Below are 21390 nucleotides of genomic sequence, written 5' to 3'. Positions count from 1 at the left end.
GCCCTGATGCCTTTCTCAGGGCCTGTCGGCCCGCGCCACCTTGCCCACCAGGAACTTGTGCACAAAACGCGGCACCACTTCGCTGGCCAGACCGTAGTGTTTCTCATCGAATTGGCTCTCTACCTGGCTCGGTTCCAGGTTCAGCTCCATGGCGTAAGCGCCGCCCAGCCGCGCCTCATGCACGAAGCCGGCCGCCGGGTAGACATGGCCGGAGGTGCCGATGGCGACGAAGAAATCGGCCTTGCTCAGCGCCTGGTAGATGTCGTCCATGCCCAGCGGCATCTCACCGAACCACACCACGTGCGGCCGCAGCGGCGCCGGGAACTGGCAGCAATGGCAACGATCGTCAACGCTGAGATCGCCGGGCCATTCGAACACCTGCCCCGACTGGGTGCAACGCACCTTCAGCAGTTCGCCGTGCATGTGCAGCACCCGCTTGCTGCCGGCGCGCTCATGCAGGTTATCAATGTTTTGCGTGACCAGCAGGAAGTTGTCCCCCAGCCACTCTTCCAGATCCGCCAGCGCGCGGTGCGCGGCGTTCGGGACGATCTCCTCCGTCTGCAGCTGACGCCGGCGTTCGTTGTAAAACGCCTGCACCAGCGCCGGATCGCGCTGGAAACCTTCCGGCGTGGCGACGTCCTCCACCCGGTGCTCTTCCCACAGCCCATCCGCGGCGCGGAAGGTGCGAATGCCCGACTCGGCCGAAATGCCGGCCCCGGTCAACACCACCACAAACGGCTTTTTCAGCTCGGCCGCCGCCATGGTGTCACGGTGAAAAATGCGTGAACGAAAGCGCTGATGCAGCACATGCTTACTCTTGCGAAACTGACACAGCCGATGGCGAGTGTGCATTAACTCTCTCCTTACTTTTCCCTGTTTACCCTTCTTACTGGACATTGCGGCGTTGTTGGCTGCATACATTCACGCCTTGCCTCAACGCCCATTACGTTGGGCGAGCCAAATTGAGGAACGCCGCGCCGCGCACGCCGCCGGCGTCGCCATAGCGCGCCTTCTCGATGCGCGGCAGCCGGGCCACCCGCAGCAGGTGCGCCGGCAGCCGCTGCGGCAACGCCTGGTAAATGGCGTCGAAGTTCGACAGCCCGCCGCCGATCACCACCAGGTGCGGATCCAGCACCGTCAGCAGGTTGCCCAGGCAGATCGCCAGCACGTCCATAAAGCGGTCGACGTGAGCCACCGCCTGCGGCTCGCCCGCCTGATAATGCGCAATGATCTCGGTGGCAGGCAAGCGCCGGTCATAGAAATGGGCGTACATCCATTCGAAACCGCGGCCCGATATGTAATTTTCAATGCAACCCTGATGGCCGCACCCGCAGGCAACGCGAGGCACATCACGCCCCAGCACCTCGAGCGCGTCCACCGGCAGGCGCAAATGGCCGAACTCGCCGGCGATATAGTTGCGCCCGGGCACCGTCTTGCCGCCGACGATCAGGCCGCCGCCCACGCCGGTGCCGAGAATGATACCCAGCACCGTCGGGTAGCGGCGGAACTCGTCGTCCCAGGCTTCCGACAGCGCAAAGCAGTTGGCGTCGTTATCGACGCGCACCTCGCGCCCGATCAGCGCCGCCAGATCGCGCGGCAGCGGCCGCCCCATCGCCGCCGGCACGTTGGCGGTAAACAACGTGCCGTCATCGTCGTTGGGCAGGCCCGGAATACCGATGCCGACGCTGCCGCGCCGGCCGCAAAACGCATCCGCCTCAAGGGTCAGATCGCACAACGTGGCCAGCAGCTGCCGGTAATCTTCACGCGGCGTCGGCACCCGCTTTTGCCAAATGCGCTGCAGGTTGTCGTCGAACACCCCCAGCTCAATCTTGGTGCCGCCCATATCGAAACCGTAGTACATAACCCATCCCCAGGCTAAAAAAACGGGGCGGCATCGCTGCCTCCCCGTCGGTTTTATTGTCCGCTCAGCACCCGCGCCGGATCGATGCGGCTGGCGCGCCTCGCCGGATACCAACTGGCCAACAGGCTCAGCACGATGGCAGTCGCCAGCACGATCAGCACATCCAGCCAGTGCAGCTCGGAAGGCAGGAAGTCGATGAAGTAAATATCGCCCGACAGGAAGGAGTGACCGACCAGTTTCTCGACGCCCCGGATGATGTTGGTCAGCTGCAGCGAGGCGATTACCCCGATCACCACGCCGCTCAGGCTGCCCAGCAGCCCGGCCAGCAGCCCGTACCAGATGAAGATGGCGCGGATAAAGCCGTCTTTGGCGCCCAGGGTACGCAGCACCGCGATGTCGGCGCTTTTGTCTTTCACCGCCATCACCAACGTGGAGACGATGTTGAAGCAGGCCACGCCGATCACCAGCACCATCGCCAGGTACATGATGGCGCGGATCATCTGGATGTCGCGGTACATGTAGCCGTACTTGCCGATCCAGCTCTTGATGTAGATGTAAGCGTTGGTCACTTCGCCGGCGTCGCGCACCAGCTTGTTGGCGGCGAACACGTCGTTCATCTTGAGCGCGATGCCCGTGACGCTGTCACCCATGTCGAGATACTGCTGCGCATCGGCCAGCGGCACCAGCGCCAGGCTGTGATCGAGCTGGCCGCTGAGCTGCAAAATGCCGGTCACGTGCAGGCGAATGCGCTTCGGCTGCAGCAGCTTCATTTCCGGGTCGCTGTTGGGGATCATCACCGTGACATAGGCGCCCTGCTTGACGCCCAGCGCGTCGGCCACGCCCTTGCCGAGGATCACCTGCTGCTCGCCGGGCTTGAAGTTGGCCCAGGCGTCGCCCTGCACATACTGCGGCAGCGCGCTCAGTCGGCTCTCCTGCTGCGGATCCACGCCTTTGACTTCCACCGCGCGCAGCTGCGCGCCGTTTTCCATCAGGCCGGTAAAGTTAATGTACGGCGCGGCGGCCAAGATGCCCGGCACCTTTTCCACCCGCTGCAGAATCGACGGCCAGCCGCTGAACGGCTGATTGACCGGTTCGAGCTCGCCGTGCGGCACCACCGCCAGAATGCGGTTCTTGAGCTCGCGCTCAAAGCCGTTCATCGCGCTCAGGCCGACGATCAGCACCGCCACCCCCAGCGCGATGCCGATGGTGGAGATGACCGAGATCAGCGACACCATGCCGCCGCGTTTACGGCCGCGGCTAAAACGCAGGGCCGTCAGGAAGGACAGTGAGGCTCCCGCCATTACTCGGCCCCCATCAGGGTCAGCTGCGCCTGCAGGTGGCCGTCGGCCATTTCCAGCTGGCGGCTCAGGCGCTTGGCCAGCTGCAGATCGTGCGTCACCACCAGGAACGCGGTGCCCTGGCGCACGTTCAGCTCGCCCAGCAGATCGAAGATGCTGTCCGCGGTGCGCTTGTCGAGGTTGCCGGTCGGTTCGTCCGCCAGCACCAGCGCCGGGTTATTGACCAGCGCGCGCGCGATCGCCACGCGCTGACGCTCGCCGCCGGAAAGCTCGGACGGGCGGTGTTTGCTGCGCTTTTCCAGCCCGACCGCCGCCAGCATCTCCCGCGCTTTCTCCTGCGCCTGCGCCGGTTTGGCGCCGCCGATCAAGAGCGGCATGGCGGCGTTTTCCAGCGCGGTGAAGTCCGGCAACAGATGGTGGAACTGATAGATGAAACCCAGCTGGCGGTTGCGCAGCTCGGCCTTGGCCGCCGAAGACATGGCGTTCAGCGATTCGCCCTTGAAGATCACCTCGCCGGAGGTCGGCGAGTCCAGCCCGCCCAGCAGGTGCAACAGGGTGCTCTTGCCGGAACCCGAGCTGCCGACGATCGCCATCATCTCGCCCTGCTGCATGGCAAAGCTGACATTGCGCAGCACGTCGGTGTGCAGATTGCCTTCCTGGTAGGTCTTGCACAGGTTGTCACACTGCAGCAAAAGATGGTTACTCATAACGTAAAGCCTCAGCGGGTTGTACGGCGGCAGCGCGCCATGAAGGATAAAGCGTGGACAACAGGGAAACCGCCATCGCCACCACGGCGATGATCGTCACCTGCAGCGGATCGACCGCCACCGGCAGCGAAGCGCCGTCGATCAAGGCGCCGAGGATCGGCATCAGGTTATTCAGGTTGGTGGCCAGCAGCACGCCGAGCAGCGTGCCGAGCAGCGAACCGATAATGCCGGCGCTGGCGCCTTGCACCATGAACACCGACATAATCTGGCGGCGGGTCAGCCCCTGGGTCTGCAGAATGGCGACCTCGCCCTGCTTCTCCATCACCAGCAGGCCGAGCGACGTAATGATGTTAAACGCCGCCACCGCCACGATCAGGCTGAGCAGCAGCCCCATCATGTTCTTCTCCATACGCACCGCCTGGAACAGCTCGCCCTTGCGATCGCGCCAGTCTTTCCAGACAGTGCCCGCCGGCAGCGCCTGTTGGCTGAGGGTATCGACCGTCAGCGGCTGTTGCAGGAACAGGCGCCAGCCGGTGATGTTGCCGGCCGGGTAGCGCATCAGGCGCGAAGCGTCCTGTTGGTTGACCAGCAGCTGATAGCCGTCCACCTCGCTGTTGGCGTGGAAGGTGCCGATGAGAGTGAACAGGCGCTGGCTGGGAATGCGGCCCATCGGCGTGAACTGGCTGGCGCTCGGCACCATCACGCGCAGCGAATCGCCGCGCTTGACGCCCAGTTGCCCCGCCAGCTGTTCGCCGATGATGATGTTGTATTGGCCCGGCTGCAGTTGCTGCTGCTTGACGTTGACCAGATACGGGGTCAGCGGATCGGCCTCGTCGGGATTGACGCCGAGCATCACCCCGACCGCCACGCTGCGGGCGCTTTGCAGCACCACGTCACCGGTGGTCAGCGGCGCGACGCGCGTGACGCCCTGCAGCTTCTGCACCTCGGAGGCTGGCAGCTGCTGCGGGTTGATCGATCCTTGCGGACTGGTGACCAACGCCTGCGGCATCAGGCCGAGAATGTTGTTTTCCAGATCCTTTTCGAATCCGTTCATCACCGACAGCACGGTGACCAACGCCATCACCCCCAGCGTAATGCCGATGGTGGAAAGCCAGGACACAAACCGCCCGAAGCGGTCTGAGGCTCGCCCGCGCATGTAGCGCAGGCCAATGAATAACGCGACAGGTTGATACATGAAATCCGTTTGATAGCCGTGGCTTAAGCAAAGTGATCATGGATAATAAAGGCTCTCCCTCGTTTAGGGAACACCCGACGGCCTTTTATTGCGTGGCGGCGAAGAGAGAGACGGCGGCAGCTTCGCGCGTTATTTATCCTCAACCGCAAAAAACAGACGGCACTAACCGGTTAAATAACCGGCAGAAAATTGATGAGCAGCGCTTTTTGCTGTGTCAGTTTGCCGGCCGCTGGGCTACTATAAACAGCATAAAGGCGCTGGGTTATCCGTGCCGGGACGCCATCCAACACATTGATTAAAGATACCTGAATGAGCACTTCCGATAGCCGTAACCGTTCTTCATCCCCCCGTTATTCTCTGCCCGATCGCGCGGGCGATCTGCGCCAACTGGGGCAACTGACCGGCGCGGCCTGTGCCGTGGAGTGCGCCGAGATCGTCGAACGCCACCCTGGCCCGGTGATGCTGATCGCGCCGGACATGCAAAACGCCCTGCGGCTGCGCGACGAGATCCAGCAGTTCACCGATCAGATGGTGACCACGCTGTCCGACTGGGAAACCCTGCCGTACGACAGCTTCTCGCCGCATCAGGAAATCATCTCGGATCGTTTGTCGAGCCTGTATCACCTGCCGACCATGGCGCGCGGCGTGATCATTCTGCCGGTCAACACCCTGATGCAGCGCGTCTGCCCGCACGAATTCCTGCACGGCCATGCGCTGGTGATGAAGAAAGGCCAGCGCCTGTCGCGCGACAAGCTGCGCGCGCAGTTGGAACAGGCCGGTTACCGCAGCGTCGATCAGGTGATGGAGCATGGCGAATTCGCCACCCGCGGCGCGCTGCTCGATCTTTACCCGATGGGTAGCGACGAGCCTTACCGCATCGACTTTTTCGATGACGAAATCGACAGTCTGCGCATCTTTGACGTCGATACCCAGCGCACGCTGAGCGAAGTCGAGGCCATCAATCTGTTGCCGGCCCACGAGTTCCCCACCGACAAGAACGCCATCGAGCTGTTCCGCAGCCAGTGGCGCGAGCAGTTTGAGGTGCGTCGCGACGCCGAACACATCTATCAGCAGGTCAGCAAAAGCGCCTGGCCCGCCGGTATCGAATACTGGCAGCCGCTGTTCTTCAGCCAGCCGCTGCCGTCGCTGTTCAGCTACCTGCCGGCCAATACGCTGATCGTCAATACCGGCGATCTGGAGGGCGCCGCCGAGCGCTTCTGGCAGGACGTCAACCAGCGTTACGAAAGCCGCCGCGTCGATCCGATGCGTCCGCTGCTGGCGCCGGATACGCTGTGGCTGCGCGTTGATGCGCTGTTCGGCGAGCTGAAGGCCTGGCCGCGCATCGCGCTGAAAACCGATGAGCTGCCGGCCAAGGCCGGCAATACCAATCTGGATTACCATGCCCTGCCCGATCTGGCGGTGCAGGCGCAGCATAAATCCCCACTGGATAATTTGCGGCGCTTTATCGAAGGCTTCGACGGTAGCGTGATTTTCTCCGTCGAGAGCGAGGGGCGGCGTGAAACGCTGCAGGATCTGCTCGGCCGCATCAAGCTGGCGCCGGCGCTGATTCAGCGTCTCGATCAGGCGGAGACGACAGGCCGTTACATGATGGTCGGCGCCGCCGAACACGGCTTCCTCGACGGCCTGCGCCAGCGGGCGCTGATCTGCGAAAGCGATCTGCTCGGCGAGCGCGTCAGCCGCCGCCGGCAGGACAACCGGCGCACCATTAACACCGATACCCTGATCCGCAACCTGGCGGAGCTGCATCCCGGCCAGCCGGTGGTGCACCTGGAGCACGGCGTTGGCCGCTACGTCGGCCTGACCACGCTGGAAGCCGGCGGCATCAAGGCCGAATACCTGATCCTCTCCTACGCCGGTGAGGACAAGCTGTACGTGCCGGTGTCCTCGCTGCATCTGATCAGCCGCTACGCCGGCGGCGCGGACGAAAACGCTCCGCTGCACAAACTGGGTGGCGACGCCTGGACGCGCGCGCGGCAGAAAGCGGCCGAGCGGGTGCGCGACGTAGCGGCCGAGCTGCTGGATATCTACGCCCAGCGCGCCGCCAAGGCCGGTTTCGCCTTCAAACACAACCGCGAGCAGTACCAGCTGTTCTGCCAGAGCTTCCCGTTCGAAACCACGCCGGATCAGGAACAGGCGATCAACGCGGTGCTGAGCGACATGTGCCAGCCGCTGGCGATGGACCGCCTGGTGTGCGGCGACGTCGGCTTCGGCAAAACCGAAGTGGCGATGCGCGCCGCCTTCCTGGCGGTGGAAAACGGCAAGCAGGTGGCGGTCCTGGTGCCGACGACACTGCTGGCGCAGCAGCACTTCGACAACTTCCGCGATCGCTTCGCCACCTGGCCGATCCGCATCGAGATGATGTCGCGTTTCCGCAGCGCCAAAGAGCAGCAGCAGGTGCTGGACGACGCGGCCGAAGGCAAAGTGGACATCATTATCGGCACCCACAAGCTGTTGCAGAGCGATCTGCGCTGGAAAGACCTGGGGCTGCTGATCGTCGATGAAGAGCACCGCTTTGGCGTGCGCCACAAGGAACGCATCAAAGCGATGCGCGCCGACGTCGATATCCTGACGCTGACCGCCACGCCGATCCCGCGTACGCTGAACATGGCGATGAGCGGCATGCGCGATCTGTCGATCATCGCCACCCCACCGGCGCGCCGGCTGGCGGTGAAGACCTTCGTGCGCGAATACGACAGTCTGGTGGTGCGCGAGGCGATCCTGCGCGAAGTGCTGCGCGGTGGCCAGGTTTACTACCTCTACAACGACGTGGAAAACATCGAGAAAGCGGCGCAGCGCCTGGCTGAGCTGGTGCCGGAAGCGCGCATCGCCATCGGCCACGGCCAGATGCGCGAACGCGATCTGGAGCGGGTGATGAACGATTTCCACCACCAGCGCTTCAACGTGCTGGTGTGCACCACTATCATCGAAACCGGCATCGATATCCCCAGCGCCAACACCATCATCATCGAGCGGGCCGATCGCTTCGGCCTGGCGCAGCTGCACCAACTGCGCGGCCGCGTCGGGCGTTCGCACCACCAGGCTTACGCCTATCTGCTGACGCCAAACCCGAAAGCCATGGGCACCGACGCTCATAAACGGCTCGAGGCCATCGCGTCGCTGGAAGATCTCGGCGCCGGTTTCGCGCTGGCGACCCACGATCTGGAGATCCGCGGCGCCGGTGAGCTGCTGGGAGAAGATCAGAGCGGCCAGATGACCACCGTCGGCTTCTCGCTGTATATGGAGCTGCTGGAAAGCGCCGTCGACGCGTTGAAAAACGGCCGAGAACCGTCGCTGGAAGATCTCACCAGCAGCCAGACCGAGGTAGAGTTGCGCATGCCGGCGCTGCTGCCGGAAGATTTCATTCCCGACGTCAATACCCGCCTGTCCCTGTATAAGCGTATCGCCAGCGCGAAAAACGACGGTGAGCTTGACGAGCTGAAGGTCGAGCTGATCGACCGCTTCGGTCAACTGCCGGATGCGGCGCGCAATCTGTTGCAGTGCGCGGCGCTGCGCCTGCATGCGCAGAAACTGGGGATCAAACGCATCGAGAGCAACGAGCGCGGCGGCTTTATCGAGTTCGGCGACAACAACCGCGTCGATCCGGGTTATCTGATCGGCCTGTTGCAGGGCAATCCGCAGGTTTACCGCCTGGACGGCCCGAGCAAGCTGAAGTTCACGCTCGATCTGGCCGATCGCCAAAAACGCCTGTCGTTCACCGAAGAGCTGCTGAACGCCTTCCGCGAGCATACGCTGGCGGCCTGAGCCAACGCCCCCGCCGTGGCGGCGGAGGCGGCTTATTCGCGCGGGAATCCGGCGCCCAGCGGCGCCAGCTGCATCACGCGGCTGGTCACCACCCGGTTTTTACCGCCGCGCTTCGCCTCATACAAGGCCTCGTCGGTCATGGCGATCGCCTTGTCCAGCGTCATGCCCGGCAGATACAGCGACACGCCGATCGACAGCGTGATGTGCGCTTCGTCATGCGCATTCAGCAAGAACGTCGAGCTCTCAACCGCGCTGCGAATGCGCTCCGCCACCCCGCCGATGACCTGCGGATCGTAGCTGGCGGTGATCACCATAAACTCTTCGCCACCGTAGCGCCCGACGAAGTCCTCATTGCGCACGCTGTTTTGCAGCAGCCGGCCGACGCTGGCCAGCAGCACGTCACCGGCCGGATGACCGTAGGTATCGTTGATGCTTTTGAAGTTATCCAAATCGAGGATCATCAGCCCACACGGGCGGCGCTCGGCACGCTGCAGCATCAGCTGATAATCGACGCTGGCGCGGTTGTTGATGTGGGTCAGGCTGTCGGTAGTGGCGCGCGCGCGCATCGCGAAATAGGCGTAGATATGGCGCTCTTTGAAATTCAGCGCATGATAACAAATCGCCAGACAGAGCGCCGAAGCCGCCTGGTACAGCAACACATCCGGCCACAGCCCGCTCAGGTCCACCAACAGCCACACCACAACGATGCGATACAGCGCGATGACGCCGATCGTCAGGTAAAACACCCGATGGGATTTCTTCAGCCACACCCGCGACAGCAGCAGCGGCGCGACGATCGAGGCGATGAACAGGTTATCGACGGTGAAGCCGCCGGTCAGCGCCATAGCGAACAGAAAGCTTACCAGCCCGCTGACGCCGCCGCCGAAGAACGTCACCAATATCATCGGGATCATCGCAAAGCTGTAATGCACCTTATCGGTCAGCTCCAGCCGATCCTGGCTCAAATACAGCACCGCCACCCCGGCCAGCAGGCCGAAAACAACGCGCTTCCACAGAGCGGATTGATAAGAAAAAGGGGCATTCTTGCTGAGAAGGAAATAGCTTATCGACAACGTCGCGTAGGTGATGCAGGCGTCGCTGTAAAGGGTGGAAATGGACGCAATGTAAGTCATAAATAGTCAGCGCGCTCCTCGGGATCGCCAGGGGGTAATGTGCAGACGTTGAATAACGCATCCCTGTCGTCTCCGCTTCGGCGGCGGCCATTTATACCCGTCGTCTTTCAAACCGCAGCGTTGTTACCTGCATGCTCTCACCCCAGTCACTTACCTGAGTAAGCTCCTGGGGATGCGATCGCTGGGCGCCTAGCTGCAATTTGAAATCCATAGGGATACACAGTCTATTAATAGAGTAGCAGTTCTATCTTATCGCCAAGCCGTCTATCTCACGACGCACGCTTCAGGCTACTCTGAGCGTTGTGTTATCGGGGGAGAACCGCATGAATATCGACGATGAACTGCAAGCGCTCAGCGAACAGGAAGCGACGCTGGCCTTTACCCATTTTGACGCCGCCACCGCCTGGGAACTGGGCGCGGCGCTGAAAACCGCCGCCGAGCGGCGCGGCCTGAGCATCGCCATCGAGATCCAACTGGCCGGGCAGACGCTGTTTTATTACGCCATGCCGGGCGCCACGCCGGACATTGCCGACTGGGTGCGGCGCAAGCGCAATCTGGTGAACCATTTTCACAAAAGCTCTTACGCCATCGGCCTGCGCCTGCAGCAGCGGCAAACGTCGCTGGAGGAGCGTTACGGGCTGAGCGTGCGCGACTATTCGGTGCACGGCGGCGCCTTCCCGCTCACCCTGACCGGCCTCGGCTGCGTCGGCAGCATCAGCATTTCCGGCGCGCCGCAGAAGGAAGATCACCAACTATTGGTGAGCACTTTAGCCCACTTTCTCGGCTTATCCCTGCCCGACCTGCAATAACCGTTAAAACCTTGACTGTCACTTTCCTTTTCAGCCGCAGAATCTGCGGCTGACTTCTCTATTTTCGGCATTTAGCGCCGAACAAAAGGGCGACTCTCTGATTTCCTGCGCCAAATTGACACAGGTCTGGTAATCCGCTGAACAAAAGGCGTATGGTATCTGTCACGTGACAAGACGGACCTCATCGGGCCCGCCATTCCTTTCACTTTTGAAGATTTGGTACGCACCGTAGATGAAAACCCATGAAATAAACAAAATTCGCCCCTTCAGCGCGCTGATAGACGCCTGCTGGCGGGAACCTTATAACCTGGCGCGGTTGCTGAAAGACGCTATCGCCGGGGTGACGGTCGGTATTATCGCCATCCCGCTGGCGATGGCGCTGGCGATCGCCAGCGGCGTGCCGCCGCAGTACGGCCTGTATACCGCCGCCATCGCCGGCATCGTCATCGCCGTCAGCGGCGGTTCGCGCTACAGCGTCTCCGGCCCCACCGCCGCCTTCGTAGTGATCCTGTATCCGGTTTCTCAGCAGTTCGGCCTGGCCGGCCTGCTGGTCGCCACGCTGATCTCCGGGGTATTTCTGCTGCTGATGGGGCTGGCGCGCTTTGGCCGGCTGATCGAGTACATTCCGCTGCCGGTGACGCTCGGCTTTACCTCCGGCATCGCCATCACCATCGCCACCATGCAGATCAAGGACTTTTTCGGCCTGCAGCTGGCGCACACGCCGGAAAATTACGTCGGCAAGCTGTACGCCCTGCTGCAGGCGCTGCCGACGCTGGATTTCGGCGATACCCTGATCGGCGCCGTGACGCGGCTGATCCTGATCTTCTGGCCCAAGCTCGGCCTGCGGGTGCCAGGCCACCTGCCGGCGCTGCTGACGGGCACCGCGCTGATGGGGCTGCTGACGCTGTTTGACCACCCGGTGGCAACCATCGGCTCCCGCTTCAGCTACCTGCTGGCCGATGGCAGCAGCGGCCAGGGCATCCCGCCTATCTTGCCGCAGCTGCTGCTGCCCTGGGATCTGCCGGGCGGCGGCGGGCAGCCGTTCACTCTGAGTTGGCAAACCGTTTCCGCCCTGTTGCCGGCGGCGTTTTCGATGGCGATGCTCGGGGCGATCGAATCGCTGCTGTGCGCGGTGGTGCTCGACGGCATGACCGGCAAGAAGCATAATTCGAACAGCGAACTGATCGGCCAGGGCGCGGGCAACATCATCGCGCCGTTCTTCGGCGGCATCACCGCGACCGCCGCGATTGCCCGCTCGGCCGCCAACGTGCGCGCCGGCGCCACCTCGCCGGTGTCCGCCATCATCCACGCGCTGCTGGTGCTGTTGGCGCTGCTGGTTCTGGCGCCATGGCTCTCTTATCTGCCGCTGGCGGCGATGGCGGCGCTGCTGTTGATGGTCGCCTGGAACATGAGCGAGGCTCACAAAGTGATTTACCTGCTGCGCCGGGCGCCGAAGGACGACATTCTGGTACTGCTGCTGTGCATGTCGCTGACGGTGTTGTTCGACATGGTGATCGCCATTACCGTGGGCATCGTGTTGGCGTCGCTGCTGTTTATGCGCCGCATCGCCCGCATGACGCGGCTAAGCGAACTGAGCGCCGATGACGGCCGTCTGGTGCTGCGAGTGAATGGCCCGCTGTTCTTCGCCGCCGCCGAGCGCATCTTTAGCGAACTGCTGGCGCGCAGCGAGGACTACCGAACAATCGTGCTGCAGTGGGATGCGGTGCCGGTGCTCGACGCCGGCGGCCTGAACGCCCTGCGGCGCTTTATCGACGTGCTGCCGGCGGATAAAAAGCTGGTGATCACCGACGTGCCATTCCAGCCGCTGAAAACCCTGGCGCGCGCGCGGGTGCAGCCGATCGAGGGCCGCTTGCAGTTCTATCCGACCCTGCCGGAAGCGCTGGCGGCCACCGGCGCCTAAACGTAAAAAAGCCCGACAAGTCGGGCTTTTTTTATGGCGACGAGCGCTTAGTTGCTGGTATCCAGCTCCGGGAAGCTCTTCACCAGGTCGTCGATGGCTTTCATCTGCGCCAGGAACGGTTCCAGTTTGTCCAACGGCAGCGCGGAAGGACCGTCGCACTTGGCGTTGTTCGGATCCGGGTGCGCTTCGAGGAACAGGCCGGCCAGGCCAACCGCCATACCGGCGCGCGCCAGCTCGGCCACCTGAGCGCGGCGGCCGCCGGACGCGGCACCGAATGGATCGCGGGTCTGCAGCGCGTGGGTCACGTCGAAGATCACCGGATGGCCGCCAGTGACGTTCTTCATCACGTTGATGCCCAGCATGTCGACCACCAGGTTGTCATAGCCAAAGTTGCTGCCGCGATCGCACAGGATCACCTGGTCGTTGCCGCCCTCTTTGAACTTGTCGACAATGTTGCCCATCTGCCCCGGGCTGACGAACTGCGGCTTCTTGACGTTGATCACCGCGCCGGTTTTCGCCATCGCTTCCACCAGATCGGTCTGACGCGCCAGGAAGGCCGGCAGTTGGATCACATCAACCACTTCGGAAACCGGCTGCGCCTGCGCCGCTTCATGCACGTCGGTGATGATTTTCACGCCGAAGGTTTTTTTCAGCTCTTCGAAGATCTTCATCCCTTCTTCCAGGCCCGGACCGCGGTACGAGTGGATGGAAGAACGGTTGGCTTTGTCGAAGGAAGCTTTGAATACGTAAGGAATGCCCAGTTTTTGCGTCACGGTGACGTAGTGCTCGCAGATGCTCATCGCCAGATCGCGCGATTCCAGCACGTTCATACCGCCAAACAGCACAAACGGCAGGTCGTTTGCTACGTCGATGTCGCCAATGCTAACCACTTTCTGTTTCATGCTTTCGCCTTTGTTAAGGTTGTTACCGTCGCCTTGCAAACTGCACGGAGTCATTGAATTAATGCAGCGTCACCTGTTTCGGCTCAATCGAGTGGATCTGTACTTTGATCACTTCGCTGACCGGGTCTTCAGGACACTGCTCGACAAAATAGTTGAGATCGGAAATCGCGATGTGGTTGCACTCCAGCTGGGCATAAATCAGCCCGCGGTCGCGGATCTCGTACGGATCTTCCGGATCGAAGCACAGCACCGTTTCGCTGGTGCGCAGCGCCATTTCCAGCTGCTTTTCTTCCATCAGGGCGGCCTTCAACGTGTCCAGCATCTTGCGCACCACCATGATGTTCTCCGACTCATCGAGGTCGTCGTCTTCCAGCTCGGCGCCCAGCCCCAGGTTGCCCTTGATCCACACTTCCAGCTGGTGCTCACTCAGGGTTTCGCCGTTCAGCGGGTTGATCAGCCACAGCTCTTCGTCCAGCCAATCGGCGCGCAGGATCAACTGGGTGGGGAAAATCACCGGCAGCAGCGGCAGATCCAGCGCGTTGGCGATGTGCAGGAAAATGGTGCCCAGCGAGACCGGCGTGCCCTGCCGCCCTTCCAGCACCTTGTCCAGCCAGATGGCGTCCGACAGGCGGTACACGCCGCTGGCGCCGCCGAATCCCCAGGTCTTGTAGAACAGTTCAATGAGCGCATCCAGTTGCTGCTCCTGAGTGATATCGACCGGCACTGCCGCACGCGCTTCATCCACCAGCTGTTGCAGCTTTCGCTCCACGTCGGCAGCCGGGAAGTCGCGCCGCACCGACTGCGACACCAGGATCACCCCTTCGCTCAGCGGCGAGGTGTTAAATTCAAAATCAGCAATGCTACTCATAGGTATCCCATCAGAAACGGTATTTTCGTCGTGGCAAGTTTAATTATCAGATACAGACAGCCCAACGCCAGCACGAACGCCACGGTTCGCAGCCGCTGACTTTTGGTCTTCTTGCCCAATGCGACATAGCCAAGCAGGATATAGATAATAACGCCAAACAGCTTCTCGGTCAGCCATGAGTCCATACCCAGCAGCGGATAAAACCCGAACGTCACCACCAGCGCGATGCCGCTGACGAACAGCAGCGTGTCATTCAGGTGCGGCGCTACCTTGACCCAGCGGCGCCCCATGATCGGCGAGCGGCGCCACTGCCAGTAGAAACGCAGCACAAACAAGGTAATACTGATGGCGACCGTCAGCAAATGGAAATGTTTCAACGCGGTGTATGCAGTCATGATGCTCCCTTAAATGGCCCGGGCGTCGTTATTATGAGGGGCGCTTATCCCGGCCATTGGCCGAGCGTCACGCGGTCGTTGTCGCCGTAATCACGGTGGGTGGCGACAGCGGAAAATCCGGCGGCCTGCAGCAGCGCGCGCACGCTCTCGCCCTGCTGCCAACCATGTTCCAATAGCAGCCAGCCCTGCGGTTGCAAATAGTGCGGCGCCTGGCGCACGATGGCGGCCAGATCCGCCAGCCCGTGATCGGCGGCGACCAGCGCGCTGCCCGGCTCGAAACGCACGTCGCCCTGTGACAAATGCGGATCGGCGGCGTCGATATAGGGCGGATTGCTGGCGATCAGCGCAAAGCGTTGCCCCGCGACGGGCGCAAACCAGCTGCCCTGTAGAAATCGGACGTTGTCAATCCTCAGCTTGTGCGCATTGTGCTGCGCCAGCGCAACCGCCTCCGGCTGCACATCAACGCCGATAGCCGAACAATCCGGGCGCTCGCTGGCCAGCGCCAGCGCGATGGCGCCGGTGCCGGTGCCGAGATCGAGAAAGTGACAGGATTGCGGCGGCAGGCGCGCCAGCGCCAGTTCCACCAGGCATTCGGTATCCGGGCGTGGGATCAGCGTCGCCGGCGAGACCGACAGAGGCAGCGACCAAAACTCGCGTTCACCCACCAGATAGGCCACCGGCTCACCGCGTTCGCGGCGCGCCAGCAGCGTCTCCAGCTGCTGTTGCTGCGGCGGCGTCAGCAGGGTTTCCCCGAACGCCATCAGGAAGGTTCTGGCCTTGCCGGTCACGAAACCCAACAGGATTTCCGCGTCGCGCCGGGCGCTGTCGCTGTGGGTCAAACGCGCGGCGGCGGCTTTCAGCCAGTGTTGATAATCCATCACTCTTGCTCGGCGGACAGCGCAGCCAGCTGATCGGCCTGATACTCCTGCACGATCGGCTGGATCAGCATGTCCAGTTTGCCTTCCATCACTTCGTCCAGACGGTAGAGCGTCAGGTTGATGCGGTGGTCGGTCACCCGCCCCTGCGGGAAGTTGTAGGTGCGGTTGCGGTCGGAACGATCGCCGCTGCCCAGCAGGTTGCGGCGCGTGGACGCCTCGGCCTGCTGGCGCTTGGCCATCTCGGCGGCGCGAATGCGCGCGCCCAGCACCGACATCGCCTTGGCTTTGTTTTTGTGCTGCGAACGTTCGTCCTGGCACTCCACCACGATGCCGGTCGGCAGGTGGGTGATGCGGATCGCCGAGTCGGTGGTGTTAACGTGCTGACCACCGGCGCCGGAGGAGCGGAAGGTGTCGATTTTCAGATCGCCCGGGTTGATGTCCGGCAGCTCGGCTTCCGGCACTTCCGGCATCACCGCCACGGTACAGGCGGAGGTGTGGATGCGCCCCTGGGATTCGGTTTCCGGCACACGCTGCACGCGGTGGCCGCCGGATTCAAACTTCAGCTGGCCGTACACGCCGTCGCCGGAAACTTTGGCGATCACTTCTTTGAAGCCGCCGTGTTCGCCTTCGTTGGCGCTCATCACCTCGACGCGCCAGCGGCGGCTTTCCGCATAGCGGCTGTACATGCGGAACAGATCGCCGGCGAAGATCGCCGCCTCATCGCCGCCGGTGCCGGCGCGCACTTCGAGGAAGCAGCTGCGCTCATCGTCCGGATCTTTCGGCAGCAGCAACACCTGCAGCTGCTGTTCCAGCGCTTCGCTGGTCGCCCGCGCCTGTTTCAGCTCTTCCTGCGCCATCTCGCGCATTTCCGGATCGTCCAGCATCATTTCCGCCGTCTCCAGATCCTCCTGCACCTGACGCCATTCCAGGAAGCAGCGGCTGACGTCGGTCAGCTGCGCGTATTCTCGCGACAGCGCGCGGAACCGGTCTTGCTCGGCGATGACGCCGGCATCGCCGAGCAGCGCCTGCACTTCTTCATGGCGCTCTTGTAACGCTTCCAGTTTGGCAACAATAGAAGGCTTCATGCGTGGTAATAAACCCTGTTAATAGAGAAAACTAATGCTGATCCAGCCCGAGGCTGTCGCGTAATAACTGCAACCGCTCCACGTCGCCGTCGCCGGCGGCCTGCTGGAGGGATTTGGTAGGGGCATGAATAAGACGGTTGGTCAGTTTATGGGCCAGCTCGTGAATAACCTGCTCCACGCTGGCGCCCTGCGCGATGGCGGCCAGCGCTTTGGCCTCCATCTCTGCGCGGATCTGGTCGGCCTGCGAACGGTAGTCGCGGATGGTTTCCACCGCGCCCTGCGAGCGCAGCCAGGCCATGAAGTTGGTGCTTTCCTGCTGCACGATCGACTCCGCCTGCACCGCCGCCGCTTTGCGCTGCGCCAGATTGCTTTGAATGATGGCGTGCAGATCGTCCACGCTGTACAGATAGGCGTTGGCCAGTTTGCCGACCTCCGGTTCGATATCGCGCGGTACGGCGATATCCACCAGCAGCATCGGCTGGTTGCGGCGCGCCTTCAGCGCGCGCTCCACCATCCCTTTTCCGATGATCGGCAGCGGGCTGGCGGTGGAACTGATGATGATGTCGGCGTCCGCCAGGCGTTCGTCGATCTCCGGCAGGGTGATCACTTCCGCGCCGACTTCGTCCGCCAGCAATTGCGCGCGCTCGCGGGTGCGGTTAGCGATGATCATGTGCCGCACTTTGTGCTCGCGCAGGTGGCGCGCCACCAGCTCGATGGTTTCACCGGCGCCCACCAGCAAGACGTTGAGATCGGCCAGCGATTCGAAGATCTGCCGCGCCAGCGTACAGGCGGCGAAAGCCACGGAGACCGCGCTGGCACCGATGTCGGTTTCGGTGCGCACGCGCTTGGCAACGGAGAAGGATTTCTGGAACAGCCGCTCCAGCTCGCCGGACAGCGACTGGCCGCGTTGGGATTCGGCGAAGGCCTTTTTCACCTGGCCGAGGATTTGCGGTTCGCCCAGCACCAGCGAGTCCAACCCGCTGGCCACCCGCATCAGATGGCTGACCGCGTCGTTGCCTTGATGCCAGTAGAGGCTTTTCTTCACCTCTTCCGGACGCAGGTTGTGGTAGGCGCACAGCCAGGCGACCAGCTGTTCGTGCATGTGCTCCTGCTGCTCCACGCTGAGGTACAGCTCGGTGCGGTTGCAGGTGGACAACACGACGCCGCCCTGCACCAACGGTTGTTGGAGCAAGCTGGTCAGCGCCTCATCGATGGACTCTGGCGAGAAGGTCACCCTTTCACGCAGAGAAACCGGAGCGGTTTTGTGATTTATACCTAACGCCAGCAGGGTCATTGCTTCGAGTAATACTTCTGTTGGTACGGGTTCTCGTTGAACGGCATTCTACTTGATGCGCGGGATCAATAAAAGTAACAACCGCATCTTCCGTTCAATCGCTGTCATAGACGACATCAATTAATGAATAAGTAATAAATACAGCGGGATAAATAGTCAAAGGGTAGGTTGATTGTTTAAATTTTAGCGCAGTTTGCGATGAGGCGCACGCTATTCGACGCACATAACGGCGGCGTTTGCGCAACTCTGCACCGCTTATCGGGAGCGCCTCCCCCGCCTTCAGGCGATTGTGTTACGCTTAATGGCAACCCCGACGCGCGCGCCGCGTTGGCACTACGCCGGTAAACGCGGCAAGATTCAACGCGATGCAGCAAAAAATTGACGCGCCGCCGGCGCCCCGTTAGCGTGAGCGCTGAATCCGGGTTTCGTCGCGCATGCCCGCAAGGACAAAAGGACAAGAAAAAGTTATGCCAATACGCAAAGTTAGTTTGCTCCGTCTGATCCCGCTGGCCAGCCTGGTGCTGGCCGCCTGTACCACCACCAAGCCGACCGGCCCGGCCACCAGCCCGACCTCACCGCAGTGGCGCGCCCATGAGCAGGCGGTGCAGCAGCTTAGCACCTATCAGACCCGCGGCTCTTTCGCCTACTTGTCTGATCAGAAAAAAGTCTATGCCCGCTTCTTCTGGCAACAGTTTTCGCCGGAGCGCTACCGCCTGCTGCTGACTAACCCGCTGGGCAGCACGGAAATGGATCTCAACGTACAGAAAAACGTGGTGCAGCTGACCGACAACCAGGGCAAACGCTACGTCAGCGACAACCCGGAAGAGATGATCCGCAAGCTGACCGGCATGGCGATCCCGCTGAACAACCTGCGCCAGTGGATGGTCGGCCTGCCGGGCGAAGCCAGCGATTTTGCGCTGGATGACCAATATCGACTGAGCAAACTGACCTACCAGCAAGGCGGCCAGACCTGGAAAGTGGATTACCAGAGCTACAGCACCGAGGTGCAGCCGACGCTGCCGAACCGTCTGGAGCTGCAGCAGGGCGACCAGCGCATCAAGCTGAAAATGGATAACTGGACGCTCAAATGATCCGCCAGTGGCCCTCCCCCGCGAAACTCAACCTGTTTCTGTACATCACCGGCCGTCGTGAAGACGGCTATCACCTGCTGCAAACGCTGTTCCAGTTTTTGGACTACGGCGACACCCTGACCATTGACCCGCGCCAGGACGATCGCATTAACCTGCTGACGCCGGTCGACGGCGTGCCGGACGAGCAGAACCTGATCGTGCGCGCCGCCCGCCTGCTGCAGCGCTATTGTGATGAACAGGGTCTGCAGACCGCGCCGCGCGGCGCCGACATCAGCATCGACAAGCGCCTGCCGATGGGCGGCGGTTTGGGCGGCGGCTCCTCCAACGCCGCCACCGTGCTGGTGGCGCTGAACGAACTGTGGCGCTGCGGTCTTGGCGACGACCAACTGGCTGCATTGGGGCTCAGCCTCGGCGCCGACGTGCCGGTGTTCGTGCGCGGCCACGCCGCCTTCGCCGAAGGCATCGGCGAGCGTCTGCAGCCGGCCGAGCCGCAGGAAAAATGGTATCTGGTGGCGCATCCCGGCGTCGGCATCCCGACGCCGGTTATCTTCGGCGACCCCGAATTAAAAAGAAACACCCCGGTTCGCTCCTTAAGTGAGCTGTTGCAGGCGCCGTACGCAAATGATTGCGAACCGATCGCAAGAAAACGTTTTCGCGAGGTTGAACAGCTTCTTTCATGGCTGTTAGAATACGCCCCGTCACGCCTGACTGGCACAGGTGCTTGTGTGTTTGCTGAATTCGACACAGAAATCGCCGCCCGTCAGGTGTTAAATCAAGCCCCGGAGTGGTTGTGTGGTTTTGTAGCGCGCGGCGTTAACGTCTCCCCACTACATCGCATTCGTTCCGGGCGGTTTGAGTCGTAGCTCAACGTTTCGCTGCGCAGGGTCATGCACACCTGGCCCTGTTATCCCTGCGCTGCCTGCGGTCTCAATTTTAGTTTTACATACCCGTATGTATATTGCGCCGGCGTCGCCGACTGCCCCTTGGCGATGTCGCATGACAATATCTTCTCTGGACGCAAGCCTGAGGTTCTTCTCGTGCCTGATATGAAGCTTTTTGCTGGTAACGCCACCCCGGAACTAGCACAACGTATTGCCAACCGTTTGTACACCAGCCTTGGTGACGCCGCTGTAGGTCGTTTTAGCGACGGCGAAGTGAGCGTGCAAATCAACGAAAATGTACGCGGCGGTGATATTTTCATCATCCAGTCCACCTGTGCCCCGACCAACGACAACCTGATGGAACTGGTTGTGATGGTCGACGCCCTGCGTCGCGCCTCCGCAGGTCGTATTACCGCCGTTATCCCTTACTTCGGCTATGCCCGCCAGGATCGCCGCGTGCGTTCCGCGCGCGTGCCAATCACCGCCAAGGTTGTCGCCGATTTCCTCTCCAGCGTAGGGGTTGACCGCGTTCTGACGGTGGATCTGCATGCTGAGCAGATTCAAGGCTTCTTCGACGTACCGGTAGACAACGTGTTCGGCAGCCCGATCCTGCTGGAAGACATGCTGCAGCAGAACCTGGAAAACCCGATCGTGGTTTCCCCGGACATCGGCGGCGTCGTGCGCGCCCGCGCCATCGCCAAACTGCTGAACGACACCGATATGGCCATCATCGACAAACGCCGCCCGCGCGCGAACGTTTCTCAGGTGATGCACATCATCGGTGACGTGGCAGGCCGCGACTGCGTGCTGGTCGACGACATGATCGACACCGGCGGCACCTTGTGTAAAGCGGCTGAAGCGTTGAAAGAACGCGGTGCCAAGCGCGTATTCGCCTACGCGACGCACCCGATCTTCTCCGGCAACGCCGTGGACAACATCAAGAACTCGGTGATTGATGAAGTGATCGTCTGCGACACCATTCCGCTGTCGCCGGAAATCAAGGCACTGAAAAACGTTCGCACTCTGACCCTGTCCGGCATGCTGGCTGAAGCCATCCGCCGCATCAGCAACGAAGAGTCGATCTCTGCGATGTTCGAGCATTGATCCGTCATCTTTCCGGTGCGGCGCCCACTGCGCCGGAAAGATAGCGCGCTCGACAGCAGAAAAAGAAAAACCCGTTGGTGCGTGAGCAACAACGGGTTTTCTACTCGTAGTCCGACATGACCTCAAACCTTAATGCACGGCAGATGTTCCCTTGCCCTGCTCTTGCTTCCCTTCTGCTTTTTTAA

The 21390-nt window shown here is 61.8% G+C and carries 19 protein-coding genes; 7 read left to right on the top strand and 12 right to left on the bottom strand.

All coding sequences use genetic code 11. The annotated features are described in order from the left end of the window. Window positions 1–15: 15 nt before the first annotated feature. The 5 genes from cobB to lolC all read right to left on the bottom strand — a co-directional run bounded on the left by cobB (window position 16) and on the right by lolC (window position 5061). Window positions 16–852, bottom strand: a complete 837-nt coding sequence (gene cobB, locus IT763_RS09385) for a Sir2 family NAD+-dependent deacetylase (protein WP_016928086.1) — start codon at window positions 850–852, stop codon at window positions 16–18. A 91-nt stretch (window positions 853–943) separates the two neighbouring features. Then, entirely contained in the window at window positions 944–1861 is a 918-nt protein-coding gene (nagK, locus tag IT763_RS09380; protein ID WP_016928087.1) for an N-acetylglucosamine kinase, read from the bottom strand. 53 nt (window positions 1862–1914) lie between these two features. Next, on the bottom strand, window positions 1915–3162 hold the full coding sequence (gene lolE, locus IT763_RS09375; RefSeq protein ID WP_049300655.1) for a lipoprotein-releasing ABC transporter permease subunit LolE: 1248 nt from the start codon (window positions 3160–3162) through the stop codon (window positions 1915–1917). Continuing rightward, window positions 3162–3866 (bottom strand): lipoprotein-releasing ABC transporter ATP-binding protein LolD, encoded by a 705-nt coding sequence (gene lolD / locus IT763_RS09370; RefSeq protein ID WP_004941120.1) that lies wholly within the window; start codon window positions 3864–3866, stop codon window positions 3162–3164. Before lolD ends, lolE begins: the two co-directional genes overlap by 1 nt. Continuing rightward, window positions 3859–5061, bottom strand: a complete 1203-nt coding sequence (gene lolC, locus IT763_RS09365; RefSeq protein WP_049300656.1) for a lipoprotein-releasing ABC transporter permease subunit LolC — start codon at window positions 5059–5061, stop codon at window positions 3859–3861. Before lolC ends, lolD begins: the two co-directional genes overlap by 8 nt. Window positions 5062–5099: 38 nt before the next feature. Between lolC and IT763_RS09360 the strand changes: the two genes are divergently transcribed. Together IT763_RS09360 and mfd are read left to right on the top strand one after the other, a co-directional pair. Further along, window positions 5100–5360 (top strand): hypothetical protein, encoded by a 261-nt coding sequence (locus IT763_RS09360; RefSeq protein WP_115435891.1) that lies wholly within the window; start codon window positions 5100–5102, stop codon window positions 5358–5360. 10 nt (window positions 5361–5370) lie between these two features. Then, a complete protein-coding gene (gene mfd, locus IT763_RS09355; protein WP_049300657.1) occupies window positions 5371–8844 on the top strand; it encodes a transcription-repair coupling factor in 3474 nt (1157 codons plus the stop codon). A 32-nt stretch (window positions 8845–8876) separates the two neighbouring features. On the opposite strand, the gene IT763_RS09350 is transcribed toward mfd, so the two are convergent. Then, the gene (locus IT763_RS09350) at window positions 8877–9977 is read right to left on the bottom strand and encodes a GGDEF domain-containing protein (RefSeq protein WP_049300658.1); all 1101 of its coding nucleotides are present in this window, start codon (window positions 9975–9977) and stop codon (window positions 8877–8879) included. A 323-nt stretch (window positions 9978–10300) separates the two neighbouring features. Here IT763_RS09350 and IT763_RS09345 point away from each other — a divergent pair, with 323 nt between their 5' ends. Next, window positions 10301–10786 (top strand): heme-degrading domain-containing protein, encoded by a 486-nt coding sequence (locus IT763_RS09345; RefSeq protein ID WP_016928093.1) that lies wholly within the window; start codon window positions 10301–10303, stop codon window positions 10784–10786. Window positions 10787–11018: 232 nt separating this feature from the next. Continuing rightward, the gene (dauA, locus tag IT763_RS09340; protein WP_206195361.1) at window positions 11019–12707 is read left to right on the top strand and encodes a C4-dicarboxylic acid transporter DauA; all 1689 of its coding nucleotides are present in this window, start codon (window positions 11019–11021) and stop codon (window positions 12705–12707) included. A 47-nt stretch (window positions 12708–12754) separates the two neighbouring features. Here the strand turns inward: dauA and kdsA are convergent, their stop codons facing one another. Genes kdsA through hemA form a run of 6 tightly spaced genes read right to left on the bottom strand, consistent with a single transcriptional unit; the run spans window position 12755 to window position 18129 of the window. Then, window positions 12755–13609: a 3-deoxy-8-phosphooctulonate synthase gene (gene kdsA / locus IT763_RS09335; protein ID WP_004941087.1), complete on the bottom strand. Its 855-nt coding sequence runs from the start codon at window positions 13607–13609 to the stop codon at window positions 12755–12757. Window positions 13610–13667: 58 nt separating this feature from the next. Next, window positions 13668–14477 (bottom strand): invasion regulator SirB1, encoded by an 810-nt coding sequence (sirB1, locus tag IT763_RS09330; RefSeq protein WP_016928096.1) that lies wholly within the window; start codon window positions 14475–14477, stop codon window positions 13668–13670. Next, the gene (locus IT763_RS09325; RefSeq protein ID WP_170913124.1) at window positions 14474–14875 is read right to left on the bottom strand and encodes a SirB2 family protein; all 402 of its coding nucleotides are present in this window, start codon (window positions 14873–14875) and stop codon (window positions 14474–14476) included. The genes sirB1 and IT763_RS09325 overlap by 4 nt, the downstream gene beginning before the upstream one ends. 41 nt (window positions 14876–14916) lie before the next feature. Further along, on the bottom strand, window positions 14917–15750 hold the full coding sequence (gene prmC, locus IT763_RS09320; RefSeq protein WP_049300663.1) for a peptide chain release factor N(5)-glutamine methyltransferase: 834 nt from the start codon (window positions 15748–15750) through the stop codon (window positions 14917–14919). Continuing rightward, window positions 15750–16835, bottom strand: coding sequence for a peptide chain release factor 1 (gene prfA, locus IT763_RS09315; RefSeq protein ID WP_016928099.1), 1086 nt, complete (start codon window positions 16833–16835; stop codon window positions 15750–15752). The genes prmC and prfA overlap by 1 nt, the downstream gene beginning before the upstream one ends. Before the next feature lie 31 nt (window positions 16836–16866). Then, complete coding sequence (gene hemA / locus IT763_RS09310; protein WP_016928100.1) at window positions 16867–18129, bottom strand: glutamyl-tRNA reductase; 1263 nt, start codon at window positions 18127–18129, stop codon at window positions 16867–16869. 467 nt (window positions 18130–18596) lie between these two features. On the opposite strand from hemA, the gene lolB reads away from it, so the two are divergent. The 3 genes from lolB to prs all read left to right on the top strand — a co-directional run bounded on the left by lolB (window position 18597) and on the right by prs (window position 21205). Beyond that, the gene (gene lolB / locus IT763_RS09305) at window positions 18597–19220 is read left to right on the top strand and encodes a lipoprotein insertase outer membrane protein LolB (RefSeq protein ID WP_004941069.1); all 624 of its coding nucleotides are present in this window, start codon (window positions 18597–18599) and stop codon (window positions 19218–19220) included. Further along, window positions 19217–20083 carry a 4-(cytidine 5'-diphospho)-2-C-methyl-D-erythritol kinase gene (ispE, locus tag IT763_RS09300; protein WP_016928102.1) on the top strand — a complete coding sequence of 289 codons (867 nt, stop codon included), beginning with the start codon at window positions 19217–19219 and terminating at the stop codon, window positions 20081–20083. The genes lolB and ispE overlap by 4 nt, the downstream gene beginning before the upstream one ends. 174 nt (window positions 20084–20257) lie before the next feature. After that, window positions 20258–21205 (top strand): ribose-phosphate diphosphokinase, encoded by a 948-nt coding sequence (gene prs, locus IT763_RS09295; protein WP_004941061.1) that lies wholly within the window; start codon window positions 20258–20260, stop codon window positions 21203–21205. Window positions 21206–21390 lie beyond the last annotated feature (185 nt).

Source organism: Serratia sp. CMO1 (genome assembly GCF_015689115.1).
GTDB lineage: Bacteria > Pseudomonadota > Gammaproteobacteria > Enterobacterales > Enterobacteriaceae > Serratia > Serratia marcescens.
The sequence above is the reverse complement of the archived record's forward strand: the minus strand, read 5'-3'. Positions and strand labels throughout refer to the sequence as shown.